Below are 12,814 nucleotides of genomic sequence, written 5' to 3'. Positions count from 1 at the left end.
ACGTCCGCCCCTTAGTTCGCAAAGCCGGCAAAGCGGCGTACGGCTTGCCCGTCGGTCAGCGCTCCGCCTCCGGCAACCACGATTTCATCGCCATCCTCCAGCCCGGACAGGACGCTTACGTCACCCGATGCCGTGGGTTCAATGGCCACGGGAGCCCATTTGACACTGCCTTCATCCGCGCCGACGGGCGAAAACACAAAGACACCCAAAACACCTTCAGCATCAGCAACAACCGCAGTGGCCGGAACGACGATACCTGTACGTTGGTCCTGTACCTGCACATTCACCGTTACCGATGACCCCGGAAGAATCTGCAGACCTTCTGGCGGTGTCAGACCGAATTGAATGCGGAAAGTCTGACCAACGCTCGACGACTCGGCGTCGAATTCCCGAATTTGCAGAGGGAATACTTCGTCGCTGACGGGGAATTTCGCCGTGATGGTGATGTCATCCTGCTGGCCCGAGCGCTGGAACAAAATCTCGGGCACGTCGACTTCGATGCGCAGCTCGGACATGTCATGGATGCGCACAATCGGCGCCCCCGCCGATACGGTCGTAAAGGATTCCACTGCCCGGCTTGAAACCAGAGCATCAAAGGGGGCCGTCAGCGTGGCCTGCTCTAGATCATATAGCGCATCGCGCACCGCAATATCCGCCAGCTGAGCCGCTGTCTCGGCATCATCAACGGCAACTTGACTTGCTGCCGTTCCCCGCAGACGGGACAAGCGCGCCAGCGTCCGGTCCGCCTGATCTTTCTGCAGCACAGCCCGGTCGTAGCGACGCTGGAATGGTTCACGATCCAGTTCCGCAATCAATTCGCCTTTGGGAATCACGAAACCTTCGGTCACCGGCATATCAACGATTTGCCCCGCCACCTGAAAAGCCAGATCAACCGTCTGTCGCGCTGCGACCCGGCCAAAGAATTGCCGCGAAAACCCGGGCGCGGTTTCTTGCACAACCATCAGCTTGACCGGCTTGGCAGCACTTTCGGCCATGGCCGTGGTGGCCAGCATGGTCAGGGCGAGGCCCAAAGCAGAGATCAATTTCATTTCTTCAACCCCTCGGGTATTCCCGTTTTCAGAATGTTTTCCCGGATTTTCCGGGCAAGTCGGGCGAATTCGGCCGTTTCATCGGGCGTCAAACCGGATGCGCGCTGAAACAGTGCCCCGGCCTCGGCCACCAAAGTCTGGCGCATCGCCAACCCCTTGTCGGACAACACCAACAGCCAGGCTCGACGATCGTCCGGATCGCGCTCTCGCGTCAGGTATCCCGCCGTTTCCAAAGCATCAGCAGTAGACGTGATTGTGGATGGCACCGTCAGCATATCCGCCGCCAAAACGCCCATACGCTTGGGTTGGTCCAGCTTTATCACCATGTGACACTCTTGATGGGTCAGTTCGACCTCCATCAAATCAAAGCTTTCTTCCAGCTTCCAATAGAGGGCATAGACCCCCATCATGGCCTGCATTTCTGGGCTTAGTCGCTTTACCAGTGCGCTGTCGTCAAATGTCATGTGCCGAATCCGTTGCCGTTCACGGGGCGTCATATACTTCAAAAAATGAACTATTCAAGATTTGAAGCGCATTGGCACCGCAACTTTGATGTTCCCTTGGGTCAATCTCTCTTGAACTAACCTTGCGTTGACTGCATTTTGGGCAAATCCGAAAAACGCAGGGGCAGCAATGTATACGCCAGCAATCACCGGCACCGGTGTGTTCACGCCAGACAATGTCATCACCAACGCGGAACTTGTTGCCGCCTTTAATGCATACGCCGACAAGGTGAACGCCAAAAATGCCGACGCGATTGCTTCGGGTGAAGTGGAACCGCTGCAGCATTCATCGGAAGAGTTCATTCTCAAAGCGTCAGGCATTGAAAACCGGTATGTGATGGACAAGTCCGGCGTGCTGGACCCAGACGTGATGCACCCCTTGTTGCGCCAGCGCAGTGACGATGAACCCGGCATCATGACCGAGATGGCTGTGGATGCTTGCAAAAAGGCGCTGGCACAGGCCGGGCGCGCACCCGAAGATGTGGATCTGGTGATCTGCGCCGCCTCGAACCACGAACGGGCCTATCCGGCGATTGCGATCGAAATCCAGCAGGCGCTGGGGATCAAAGGCTTTGGCTTTGACATGAATGTCGCTTGTTCCTCGGCCACGTTTGGCATTCAGGCTGCAGCGGATATGATCCGCTCGGGGTCGGTGAAATCCGCGCTGGTGGTGAACCCCGAGATATGCTCGGGCCATCTGGAGTGGCGCGACCGCGATTGCCATTTCATTTTCGGAGACGTCGCCACCGCCACCCTGATCGAACGCGTCGAGGACGCAACCGGCCCCTATTTCGAGATCCTCTCGACCCGCTGCGCCACCGAATTTTCAAACAATATCCGCAACAATAACGGTTACTTACGCCGCTCGCGCCCTGATGGCGTAGTTGATCGCCGCGACATGCAATTCATGCAGAACGGCCGTAAAGTCTTTAAGGAAGTGCTGCCGATGGTCAGCAAGCACATCGCCGACCATATGGATTCCGAAGGGCTGAACAGTTCGGACCTGAAACGCCTGTGGTTGCATCAGGCCAACAAGACGATGAACGATTTCATCGGCAAAAAGGTTTTGGGCCGCGAGCCCGAACCCGGCGAACAACCCAATATCTTGCAGGACTACGCCAACACGTCCTCAGCGGGGTCGATCATCGCATTCTCGAAATACTCGGATGATTTCGCGGATGGAGAAGTCGGTCTGATCTGTTCCTTCGGGGCGGGGTATTCCGTGGGTTCGGTAATCGTGCGGCGGCACGGGTAGTGGGTTGTTTCCAGAACTCGCAGGAATGAATCTTCGACTGTCTGCTTTGAGCCCAAACTGACAAATGCTGCGGTCTTCATAAATGGCAGCGAAAAGGGAGAAAGCTGACGCTGTATTAGTTTATTGAGGCCTGCGTGGTGATCGTGGCATTGGCACGTGCGCGATATGCTCTATGTTGACCCAGTGGATTTGAACTTTTCACCCCTGCTTAAAGATTGAGGTCTGTAAATCTATAGAAAAACGGTCTCAATGAATCTGCGTAGATAGCATATGGCCGATACTGTTGGCAGTGCAGGATGATATCTTGCACCAGGTTGGGGTTTGGTTAACGTAGTCGGATTACCGAACAGTAAGAACTTATTCCAGCCTCACGAATTTCCGGAGTTTTTTCTGATTTGCGACGGGTTTGCTCCGGTCCAAGAACGAAACGCTCGGGTGAAATTTGCCGGATCGGAGAAGCCGATTTGGAACCCGATATCCATGATTGAAAGATCACTCTCAAGAAGCAATGCCGTCGCGCGTTGTTTGCGCACTTGGGTCAGCAACTCAGTGTAGGAGGAGCCTTCGCGATCTAAGTTGCGTTGAAACGTTCGTAAGCTTTGCCCGACGAGCCGCGCCGCGCCATCAATGTCGATATTTCCGTCCATCAAACGAAGTGCAACAATTTCACGAACGACGTTGTCCAGCGATTGCGTCTCCCGCAAAGCGCGCTCGGCATAAAGTTCAACTTGAGTGTAAACCGTTTTGTGGACCGTGGAGCTGAGTGTACTTTTGAGCATTTCGGCCGGAAATGACAGTGTGACTGCATCTGTGAGATAGCACCAGTCAACCGGAAGCAGGTCAGAGCGTCTGGCGCTGAGGCCATCGTTGGGATACGGAACACCAATTCTGTCCGGTAGCCAGCTTGGCCCGAAATATGGTCGCAGGAACCCAATCATCACAGGTATTACATGTTCGGCATGTGCACGAATATTGGCCTTAAAGCTTGAGGGAACGATGTATGACCATTCGAACTGTTTGTCGCTCTGTCTCAATCGCATTTGTCCACCGGACTGATGAACGCCGATTGTTTGGGACAGTCTTGTAAGGGCATCCCGTGCCGTTCTGCCTTGGCCCGAATACTTAGTCCAAAGTCCGTAAGCTCCCGGTTTCATTTCCCGACCGACGCGGAGGCCGAGAATCTCATCTCCGGCAACCTTTTCGGCTTCGCGAAACAGGCTGATCATGGCGGCCATAGGGATCTTCTGGTTGCGATTTTCCAATAGATCCAGCGGCAAACCAGCGGCTTTGAATGTCTGATCGACAGCACGCGTACCGACCCTTCTTTCCAGAATGCATGGCAAAGGACCCATACCCGTCGCGGTCGTCATCGCAATTATGGGCTGCCGCATAAATTGCTCTCTTGAATGGTGGCATGAAATGACAAGAAAACTCTCCGAACTGCCATTAAGAAATATACAGTCGTCACCTTTGAACCGTCAGATTGTATGGCATTTTTCCCTAAACACACACAGATATTCGCGCCATATGCAATCATCATGTTATTAGCAGCCCAATTCAAAACGAAAAAGGACCAGCCAATACTGCGCCACGGCATGAGGGGTGACTTGATGAACAACAATAAGAAAAATTCCTCAAAATAGGAGCGTTGGATGAAAATCTATCACATATTCACAATTGGTACAGTTCTTGCGGTGTCGTCGTCAGTCGCGATGGCCCAAGATGCGCCCGAAATGAAGGAACCTTTGGGCTATCCCGGTTTCAACGGCAAGATTGAACTGGACGTGCGCGACTCTGAATCGGATTGGACGCCGTTCACGCCAAAAGCAGCGCCTGAAGGCTCACCTAACATCCTGTTTGTGCTTTATGACGATACAGGACTTGGTGCGTGGTCTCCTTACGGTGGCAAAATCAATATGCCGACGATGGATTCCCTTGCAGCCGAAGGTCTGACATTCACACAATGGCACACGACCGCCTTGTGCTCTCCTACGCGTTCGACGCTATTGACAGGCCGCAACCATCACCTGAATGGTATGGCTGCGATCACGGAAACGGCCGATGGCTTCCCCGGCGCCAGCGGCCGACTGCCCCCGCAAGTAACAACCGTCGCTGAAGTGCTTCAGGCCAACGGGTACAGCACGTTCTGGATCGGTAAAAACCACAACGTCCCTGAACAGGATGTGGCATCCGGGGCCAGCCGAACGGAGTGGCCGCTCAATCAGGGTTTTGATCGCTTCTATGGATTCCTGGGCGGTGAAACCAACCAGTGGTACCCCGATCTGGTCGAGGACAACCGGTTCATCGAACAACCCTATGGCCCCGAAGATGGGTATCACCTGTCCAAGGATTTGGCTGATCAGGCGATCCAGATGTTGCGCGATCAGAAGGCGACTAACCCGTCGAAACCTTGGTACATGTGGTTCAACCCCGGCGCCAATCACGCGCCGCATCACGCAGGCGCGGAATGGGCGGACAAGTACAAGGGTGTTTTTGACGAAGGCTACGACGTATACCGCGAGGAGATCACTCAGGCGATGATCGAAAAAGGGATCGCGCCTGAGGGAACGGTCAACACCGAGTTGAACTTCCTGCCGGATGGCATCGCCAATCCCGACGACTTGGTACGCCCGTGGGATAGCCTGAATGATGACGAGAAGCAGCTGTTCACGCGCATGGCTGAAGTCTATGCGGGCTTTTCGGAATACACCGACAGCCAAGTGGGCCGCATCGTCGAACACCTGAAAGAAACCGGACAATACGAGAATACGCTGATCATCTATGCCGCTGACAACGGGGCATCGGGCGAAGGTTCTCCGAACGGGTCGGTGAACGAGAACAAGTTCTTCAACGGCTTCCCCGATGAGCTGGAAGAGAATATGAAGTACCTTGATACGCTTGGTGGTCCGGATACTTATAACCACTATCCGACCGGCTGGGCCGCAGCATTCTCTGCCCCGTTCAAGATGTTCAAGCGCTATTCGAACTATGCCGGCGGCACCAATGACCCTCTGGTCATGTCCTGGCCTGCGGGCATCAAGGATGGCGGCGAAATCCGACACCAGTATCACCATTCGGTTGATATCGTTCCGACCATTCTTGAGATCACAGGTCTGGAAATGCCGACCGAGGCCAATGGCGTGGAACAGTACCCACTGTCTGGTGTGTCGATGGCCTACACCTTTGACGCAGAACCGAACGATCCTACGCAGAAAGAGGTGCAGTATTACACCATGTTGGGAACCCGAGGCATCTGGAAGGATGGCTGGAAAGCCGTGGCCGTTCACGCGCCGCTGACGGGGACAAGCAACTTCGATCAGGATGAATGGGAACTGTATCACGTCGACGTTGATCGCTCGGAATCGAACAATCTGGCGGAACAGGAGCCCGAAAAGCTTCAGGAATTGATACAGGTCTGGTTCGATGAGGCAGCGAAGAACAACGTTCTGCCGCTGGATGACCGCAGTGCTGTTGAGATCATCGGAATTGAACGTCCCTCCGCTGAACCGGCGCGTGACACATATCTCTACTACCCGAACACGACCTGCGTGCCCGAAGGTGTTGCGGTCAACGTGCGGGGGCGGGACTACAAGATCCTGGCCAATGTCGATGTGGAAGAGGATGCCAATGGCGTCATCTTTGCGCACGGGTCGCGCTTTGGCGGTCATGCTTTGCTGATCAAAGACAAAAAGCTTTACTATACCTACAACTTCCTCGGCATTCAGCCCGAACAGACGTTTGAATCGGATGTGGAACTTGAACCCGGCAGCTACACGCTGGGGATGGAGTTCGACGCAACCGGGACGGGCGACAACGGTGAAGTGCTGGGATCGATGAAGCTTTATGTTAACGATCAAGAGGTCGCTTCCGGCGATATGCGAACCCAGTCAGGTAAGTTCACGCTTTCAGGCGACGGTTTGTGCATCGGCTATGACAGCGGCGACGCGGTCAGCAAGCTGTATACCACTCCCGGTGAATTCGAAGGTGGCACCATCCGCGAGGTCGCCGTGTCCGTATCGGGTGAAAGCTACGAAAGCCTTGAAGCGGCGGCTCAGCGTATGCTGAAGCGTCAGTAAATCTGCAGCTGGGAAACACCACATGAGCAGAGCGACACGACAGTCGGTGATGGTATGATCCTGAACTGCTTACCTGAAAAAAGACCTCAGAAATGGGTCGTCCGTGCCGCTGTCTTCTTGTGTGTAATGAACGTCATATCCGCTGCTTCGGCGGCGGATATGATACGAATTGAAGGGCAGACATTTAATATGGGATCGCAATCGCATTACCGCGAAGAAGGTCCCATACGTCCAGTGACTGTCAGCACATTCTTCATCGGCAAGACCGAAGTCACAAACGCGGAATTCGGCGCATTTGTCGATGCAACGGGTTATGTCACGACGGCTGAGCGTGGGTTAAAGCCGGAAGAACGCCCCGGTTGGCCGCCGGAATTGCTTGAACCCGGCTCAATGGTGTTCGCCCAACCGGCTGAGCCAGTTGATCTAGACAATCCAAATAAATGGTGGCGTTGGGTTGCCGGTGCAAACTGGCGCGCACCCGAGGGGCCGGGAAGTACAATCAAGGGGCGCGATGACCACCCTGTCGTACAGGTTTCCCCGGAGGACGCCGAAGCCTATGCGGTTTGGGCCGGAGGTCGTTTGCCGACCGAAGCTGAATGGGAGTTGGCCGCGCGTGGCGGCCTAGGTGACAGTGCAATCTGGGACGAGCCCTATGACCCGGTTTCCGGCTGGAAGGCGAACACTTGGCAGGGTGAGTTTCCTTCGACTGACATGGCTGCCGATGGACATCACGGAACGTCACCGGTCGCCAGTTTTGTGCCCAACGGGTACGGAATTCACGACATGGTCGGCAATGTTTGGGAGCATGTGGCAGATTGGTGGGTGCCAACGCATCCGAACGTCTCGGAAACCGACCCTCATGGCCCCCCCGAAGCACTCGCTGCGCGTTTCTCTCATCCTGAAATAGGAGCCCAGCGGGTGGTAAAGGGAGGTTCTTGGCTTTGCGCCCCGGCCTTCTGCATGCGCTATAGACCAACCGCAAGACAACCCTTTGAACGCGGCCTTGGATCTAACCACACCGGATTTCGGCTTGCTAAGAATGTTCAGTAGCAAAAGGGTTTCCAGCGGCTATTGGATTTGTACCAATTGCTCTGCAACTACGCCAAAAGAACAAAGGTCATTCCTTACATTAACTACCTGAACGTTTCGCGTCTGGGGAGCTCTTAGCTACTGGCGCCAAGCGAACAAAGCGGACTTTGCGACGCCGCACCCAAACGGCAGCTCCGTCCCGCAATTCAGACCTTTGAATCCCGTGTCAGAAGGTATCCGCAACCAGAAGGTTGGCGCTTAGTCCTAGCTCACGCTTTCCTCTTCCAGATGCAGCTTCATCTCGATCAGGACCTGTTGCAACAAGCTGGTCTCCTTCAACAGACGCTTGGCCTCGTTGACGGTGATGATGCCGTCCTCAATAGCAGCCTGATATTCGGTCATCAGCATTGCAAACCTTTGGCTTAGGGCGATGACATCCGAATTCACACCTCCGGTCCTGGGGGTATCCGTATTACGGCCATCATAGGACAGCGTGATATTCTTAAGATCCGCCAGGGCCGAGGTCACATGCGGAAAGTTCGAGACGGCCTCGAGCCGAGCAACCGCATCGACTGGCATAAAACGGTCCGCATGTTCCGCGTTGTCCGAGTAGTACCGACCCAATGTTGCCTTGGACTTGCCTGTAATCTCGCAGGCCGATTCAATGCCGACGTCTTTTACCAACGCCTCAGTGTGTTTTTTCAGATAAGCCCCGATATCTGCCATGTTTCAACCTTTACTGCCTGGCTTTCCCACGACATCTGCCACTATGGGGGAAAGGGTAAGGAAATTTCCCATACTCGAGTCATAATTGAAATGCCATAAATTGACTATCCCTCAGATATGCAGGGATTTTGTGAGTGAGTGGCGGCGTTTCCAGCCGGTAATGAGTGTTTGCAAGGCGGTTTTCGGGTCTTGCTGTGTTTTGGCCACATGATGGCCGACGGCGTCGCTGTTGTTGACGTAGGGGTATCCATCCCCAATGAGCTTTCGCTCGACCCTTGCAACGACAACTGCGACGTCGCTTATTTCGTAGAATTTGGTTACTTGCCCATGCGGATCAGGCGTTTTAGACCCGGGCACATGGCAAAACTGTACTTCAACTATTCAACCATGAACGCGGGTAAATCGACCGTGTTGTTGCAGGCCTCGCACAACTATCGTGAACGCGGCATGGACACCTATCTTATGACCGCACAGCTTGACGGTCGCGCGGGCGTGGGCAAGATCGCCTCGCGCATTGGCATATCTGCAGATGCCGACACGTTCGGGGCAGAAGACAATGTGTTCGACATGATCGAGAACCGTCTGGCGCAGAGTAAGGTGGCCTGCGTGTTTGTGGACGAGGCACAGTTTCTGACCCGCGATCAGGTCTGGCAGCTGGCCAGTGCCGTGGATGATCTGAATGTACCGGTTCTTGCCTATGGGTTACGCGTAGATTTTCAGGGACAGCTGTTTCCCGGCTCTGCAGCCCTCTTGGCCCTGGCGGATGAGATGCGCGAAGTTCGAACGATATGCGAATGTGGGCGCAAGGCCACAATGGTCATCCGTCAGGACGCGCACGGAAATACGATCACCGAAGGAGCACAGGTTCAGATCGGCGGGAACGAAACCTATGTCTCGCTCTGCCGCCGACACTGGCGCAAGGCGATGGGCGGTTAAACCGGCGTCAGCAGCGCCCGGCCTGCGATAAAGGCCGCAACATTGTCCAGCGCCAGGTAACCCATATCGGTGCGCACCTCTTCAGTGGCGGTACCCAGATGCGGGGACAGGGTCACGTTTTCCATGTCGATCAGCGCCTGCGGAACCTTGGGTTCGAATTCGTATACATCCAGCCCCGCCCCTGCGATCTGCCCAGACTGAAGGGCTGCGATCAGGGCAGCCTCGTCCACGACTTCTCCGCGGGCGATATTGATCAGTAAGGCATTGGGGTTCATCGCCTCAAGGACCGGCGCATTGATCAGATGTTGAGTTTCCGCTCCACCGGGGACGGCCAGCACCAGAAAATCGACCGACGCAGCCAAAGTGGATAGATCGGGTACGAACTCTGCCGGGAATTCCAATTCCTTCGCGCTACGCGACTGATAGGCAACCTGCATGGAAAACCCAAAGTGACAGCGCCGGGCAATGGCCTGTCCGATCCGACCCATGCCAACGATACCCACCCGCTTGCCGGTGACGTGATGGCCAAGCATTTGCGCGGGATGCCAGCCATGCCAGCCCCCCGCCCTGACGATGCGTTCTCCTTCCCCGACACGGCGCGCGGTAGTCAGCAACAAAGTCATGGCGATATCGGCTGTGGCGTCCGTAACGGCACCCGGCGTATTGGTGACCGCAATGCCTGACGCGCTGGCCGCGTCCACGTCAATATGGTTGTAGCCGACGCCGAAATTAGCCAGCAGTTTGCAGCGCGGATCGGACACATCCGCGAATACCTGCGCCGAAAAAAGATCGCCAAGCGTTGGCATTACCACGTCGAATTCCGTCAAGGCCCGCCGCATCTCATCCGGTGTCAGTGGCGACGTTTCTTTGCGAATCTCCGCATCGAACTCCGTCCGTGCGCGCTCCATTACGGCGTTGGTCATGGGGCGTGTAATCAATAGTTTCATCAGTGCATCCTCCCACCGGTCGGAACCTCTCCATCCGGTCCGATCAGAACGATCTCGCCATTTTCGTCGGGCAGACCCAGAACCAGCACCTCGGACATGAACTTGCCGATCTGGCGCGGCGGGAAATTCACCACGGCCATAACTTGCTTGCCCACCAGCGTAGCCGGATCGTAATGCGCGGTGATCTGGGCCGACGTCTTTCGCTCGCCGATCTCATCGCCGAAGTCGATCCACATCTTGATCGCCGGCTTGCGGGCCTCGGGGTACGGCTCGGCGCGGATCACTTCACCCACGCGGATATCGACTTTGAGAAAATCGTCGAAGGAAATCTCACTCACGGGACAGCTCCTTGGATCGGTCGGTGGCGGCTTTGACGGCGCGGTGCAACAGGTCGGGGAAACCCTGTTCTTCGTGCATCAGCACCTCAAGCGCGGCCTGCGTGGTGCCATTGGGCGAGGTCACATTGACTCGCAGCTGCGCGGGGTCTTCATCCGCCGCCATCGCCAGCGCCCCTGCCCCGGCCACGGTGGACTTCGCCAGTTTCATCGCCAGTTCATGCGGCAAGCCCTGCGCCTGCCCTGCAGCGGCCAGCGTTTCGATCAGGTGGAACACATAGGCCGGACCCGATCCGCTTAGGCCAGTCACCGCGTCCATCTGCGCCTCATCCGCCAGCCGGACAGTCTCACCAATCGCGGATAGCAGGTTTTCGGCCAGGGTCACGTCGTCCTCGGAGGCCTGTACGTTGCCGATCAGCGCCGTGATGCCCTGCCGGATTGCTGCAGGCGTATTCGGCATCGCTCGTACGATCGGCGTGCCCGCGCCCAACACAGATTCAAATGTGGAAATCGACGTCCCCGCAGCGACCGAGACGAACAGGCTTCCACCCCCGCCCAGCGCTTTGATCGCGGGCAATGCTTCGCCCATCATCTGCGGTTTGACGGCCACAAGCACCACGGCTGGGGCTTCGGGCAATGCTGTGTTGATATTGACGCCTTGTGCTTTCAACCAGTCCGAGGGGTGCGGATCCACGACCCAGACTGACGATGCTGGTAAGCCATGCTCTAGCCAGCCCGCCAGCATGGCCGATCCCATCTTTCCGCATCCCAGAAGCACAAGCCCCTGTTCCGCGACGCGCGACATGTCCATGATTGCCCCTCCCCATTATCTGGCTTGGGGCAAAGCTTTACGCGCGGCCGTAAGCCTCTGCAATGGCGACTTGCATCGCATCTTCGGGATCACGATTACCCCATGTGACCAGTTGGATCGCCGGGTAATAGCGTTCAGCGCTCAGGACAGCCGCAGTGATCATCGTGTCGATCTGTTCCGGGCTGGCCGTCTGACCACCCGCCAGAACCAGACCATAGCGATAGACCATCAGCTTTTGGTTGGCCCAATAGGTAAACGCCCCGGCCCAGCACTGATCGTTCATCTTGTTCAGCAGCTCGTACAATTCGCTTTCCCGCTCGGATGGCGGGTCCATTTCGAACGAGCACACCATGCGCAGGGTTTCGTCATAGTTCGACCAGGCCAGAGTGATGGAATAGGTGCGCCACTGTCCTTCGACAGCCATGGCGATCTGATCATCGCCGATGCGATCAAAATCCCAGTCGTGATGTTCGGCCAGGTGTTCAACAATATCAATCGGATGAAGGTCTTCTTCGAGAAACTGCTCGGATAGGGCCATAATGCCACCTCACTTATCTCTAGCAATTTGGGGCTGGCAGCGCCCCAGCGCTAGTTGCCTGCTCTACAAGCCGGGCTTTCCCCATGTGCCTGTACTAAATATGGTGCGCCGCGCGCACCCATCTGGCAACCCTATTTATTGGGGATAACAGCAATAAGTTGTGGACGAATAGCAACGGAGGTCAAAATATTGGCGCGACAGGCAGCTTTGTCTTGATTAAATTCCGCAAGACAGCAAAATGCACAACACCGCACAAACCGGTATCGGATTGCGCGGTGCTTTTCCTGACTTCGAATCTTAATATTGGGCTCTATTTGTCCAGCTTCGCCTCAAGCGCGGCGATACGCTCTTCCAGCGCGGCGTTTTCTTCGCGCGCCTTTTGCGCCATGGCGCGGACGGCATCAAACTCTTCGCGGGTGACGAAATCGCGGTCGGCCAGCCAGCGGTCGATCATCGACTTCATCGCATTCTCGGCCTCTTCCCGCGCGCCCTGCGCCACGCCCATGGCGTTGGTCATCAGTTGGGATACATCATCGAGGATCTTGTTGCGGGTCTGCATGGTTTTTCTCCGAAATCGCGGTTGTTATCTATATGGGTAAACTTTGCGTC

The 12,814-nt window shown here is 55.8% G+C and carries 13 protein-coding genes; 4 read left to right on the top strand and 9 right to left on the bottom strand.

Annotated elements, in window-relative coordinates; all coding sequences use genetic code 11:
• Positions 1–11: 11 nt before the first annotated feature.
• Both J7380_RS06160 and J7380_RS06155 read right to left on the bottom strand, forming a co-directional pair.
• Positions 12–1,049: an efflux RND transporter periplasmic adaptor subunit gene (locus J7380_RS06160; RefSeq protein ID WP_209194944.1), complete on the bottom strand. Its 1,038-nt coding sequence runs from the start codon at positions 1,047–1,049 to the stop codon at positions 12–14.
• Complete coding sequence (locus tag J7380_RS06155; RefSeq protein WP_170753347.1) at positions 1,046–1,513, bottom strand: MarR family transcriptional regulator; 468 nt, start codon at positions 1,511–1,513, stop codon at positions 1,046–1,048. Before J7380_RS06155 ends, J7380_RS06160 begins: the two co-directional genes overlap by 4 nt.
• A 169-nt stretch (positions 1,514–1,682) precedes the next feature.
• Here J7380_RS06155 and J7380_RS06150 point away from each other — a divergent pair, with 169 nt between their 5' ends.
• Complete coding sequence (locus J7380_RS06150) at positions 1,683–2,807, top strand: beta-ketoacyl-ACP synthase III (RefSeq protein WP_209194943.1); 1,125 nt, start codon at positions 1,683–1,685, stop codon at positions 2,805–2,807.
• A 368-nt stretch (positions 2,808–3,175) separates the two neighbouring features.
• Here J7380_RS06150 and J7380_RS06145 read toward each other — a convergent pair whose 3' ends face one another.
• Positions 3,176–4,198 carry an AraC family transcriptional regulator gene (locus J7380_RS06145; protein ID WP_209194942.1) on the bottom strand — a complete coding sequence of 341 codons (1,023 nt, stop codon included), beginning with the start codon at positions 4,196–4,198 and terminating at the stop codon, positions 3,176–3,178.
• A gap of 261 nt (positions 4,199–4,459) precedes the next feature.
• Here J7380_RS06145 and J7380_RS06140 point away from each other — a divergent pair, with 261 nt between their 5' ends.
• Positions 4,460–6,883: an arylsulfatase gene (locus J7380_RS06140; RefSeq protein WP_209194941.1), complete on the top strand. Its 2,424-nt coding sequence runs from the start codon at positions 4,460–4,462 to the stop codon at positions 6,881–6,883.
• Between the two features lie 159 nt (positions 6,884–7,042).
• The gene (locus J7380_RS06135) at positions 7,043–7,933 is read left to right on the top strand and encodes a formylglycine-generating enzyme family protein (RefSeq protein ID WP_209194940.1); all 891 of its coding nucleotides are present in this window, start codon (positions 7,043–7,045) and stop codon (positions 7,931–7,933) included.
• A 243-nt stretch (positions 7,934–8,176) separates the two neighbouring features.
• Here the strand turns inward: J7380_RS06135 and J7380_RS06130 are convergent, their stop codons facing one another.
• Entirely contained in the window at positions 8,177–8,638 is a 462-nt protein-coding gene (locus J7380_RS06130) for a hypothetical protein (RefSeq protein WP_068336404.1), read from the bottom strand.
• 357 nt (positions 8,639–8,995) lie between these two features.
• On the opposite strand from J7380_RS06130, the gene J7380_RS06125 reads away from it, so the two are divergent.
• Positions 8,996–9,574: a thymidine kinase gene (locus J7380_RS06125; RefSeq protein WP_209194939.1), complete on the top strand. Its 579-nt coding sequence runs from the start codon at positions 8,996–8,998 to the stop codon at positions 9,572–9,574.
• Here the strand turns inward: J7380_RS06125 and J7380_RS06120 are convergent.
• The 5 genes from J7380_RS06120 to J7380_RS06100 all read right to left on the bottom strand — a co-directional run bounded on the left by J7380_RS06120 (position 9,571) and on the right by J7380_RS06100 (position 12,764).
• Positions 9,571–10,521, bottom strand: coding sequence for a D-glycerate dehydrogenase (locus tag J7380_RS06120; protein WP_209194938.1), 951 nt, complete (start codon positions 10,519–10,521; stop codon positions 9,571–9,573). The genes J7380_RS06125 and J7380_RS06120 overlap by 4 nt on opposite strands.
• Positions 10,521–10,859, bottom strand: a complete 339-nt coding sequence (locus tag J7380_RS06115; protein WP_170352363.1) for a tRNA-binding protein — start codon at positions 10,857–10,859, stop codon at positions 10,521–10,523. Before J7380_RS06115 ends, J7380_RS06120 begins: the two co-directional genes overlap by 1 nt.
• Positions 10,852–11,667, bottom strand: a complete 816-nt coding sequence (proC, locus tag J7380_RS06110) for a pyrroline-5-carboxylate reductase (protein WP_209194937.1) — start codon at positions 11,665–11,667, stop codon at positions 10,852–10,854. Before proC ends, J7380_RS06115 begins: the two co-directional genes overlap by 8 nt.
• A 37-nt stretch (positions 11,668–11,704) precedes the next feature.
• On the bottom strand, positions 11,705–12,205 hold the full coding sequence (locus J7380_RS06105) for a YbjN domain-containing protein (RefSeq protein WP_170352361.1): 501 nt from the start codon (positions 12,203–12,205) through the stop codon (positions 11,705–11,707).
• A 310-nt stretch (positions 12,206–12,515) separates the two neighbouring features.
• Complete coding sequence (locus tag J7380_RS06100) at positions 12,516–12,764, bottom strand: accessory factor UbiK family protein (RefSeq protein ID WP_170384762.1); 249 nt, start codon at positions 12,762–12,764, stop codon at positions 12,516–12,518.
• Between the last annotated feature and the right edge of the window lie 50 nt (positions 12,765–12,814).

This window comes from Ruegeria sp. R8_1 (assembly GCF_017743815.1).
GTDB classification, from domain to species: domain Bacteria; phylum Pseudomonadota; class Alphaproteobacteria; order Rhodobacterales; family Rhodobacteraceae; genus Ruegeria; species Ruegeria lacuscaerulensis_A.
This window is presented reverse-complemented; position numbering and strand designations above follow the sequence as displayed.

Coding starts and splice junctions, on each gene's coding strand:
- J7380_RS06160 (WP_209194944.1), bottom strand. CDS start 1,049: ATGAAATTGATCTCTGCTTTGGGCCTCGCCCTGACCATGCTGGCCACC.
- J7380_RS06155 (WP_170753347.1), bottom strand. CDS start 1,513: ATGACATTTGACGACAGCGCACTGGTAAAGCGACTAAGCCCAGAAATG.
- J7380_RS06150 (WP_209194943.1), top strand. CDS start 1,683: ATGTATACGCCAGCAATCACCGGCACCGGTGTGTTCACGCCAGACAAT.
- J7380_RS06145 (WP_209194942.1), bottom strand. CDS start 4,198: ATGCGGCAGCCCATAATTGCGATGACGACCGCGACGGGTATGGGTCCT.
- J7380_RS06140 (WP_209194941.1), top strand. CDS start 4,460: ATGAAAATCTATCACATATTCACAATTGGTACAGTTCTTGCGGTGTCG.
- J7380_RS06135 (WP_209194940.1), top strand. CDS start 7,043: ATGATACGAATTGAAGGGCAGACATTTAATATGGGATCGCAATCGCAT.
- J7380_RS06130 (WP_068336404.1), bottom strand. CDS start 8,638: ATGGCAGATATCGGGGCTTATCTGAAAAAACACACTGAGGCGTTGGTA.
- J7380_RS06125 (WP_209194939.1), top strand. CDS start 8,996: ATGGCAAAACTGTACTTCAACTATTCAACCATGAACGCGGGTAAATCG.
- J7380_RS06120 (WP_209194938.1), bottom strand. CDS start 10,521: ATGAAACTATTGATTACACGCCCCATGACCAACGCCGTAATGGAGCGC.
- proC (WP_209194937.1), bottom strand. CDS start 11,667: ATGGACATGTCGCGCGTCGCGGAACAGGGGCTTGTGCTTCTGGGATGC.
- J7380_RS06105 (WP_170352361.1), bottom strand. CDS start 12,205: ATGGCCCTATCCGAGCAGTTTCTCGAAGAAGACCTTCATCCGATTGAT.
- J7380_RS06100 (WP_170384762.1), bottom strand. CDS start 12,764: ATGCAGACCCGCAACAAGATCCTCGATGATGTATCCCAACTGATGACC.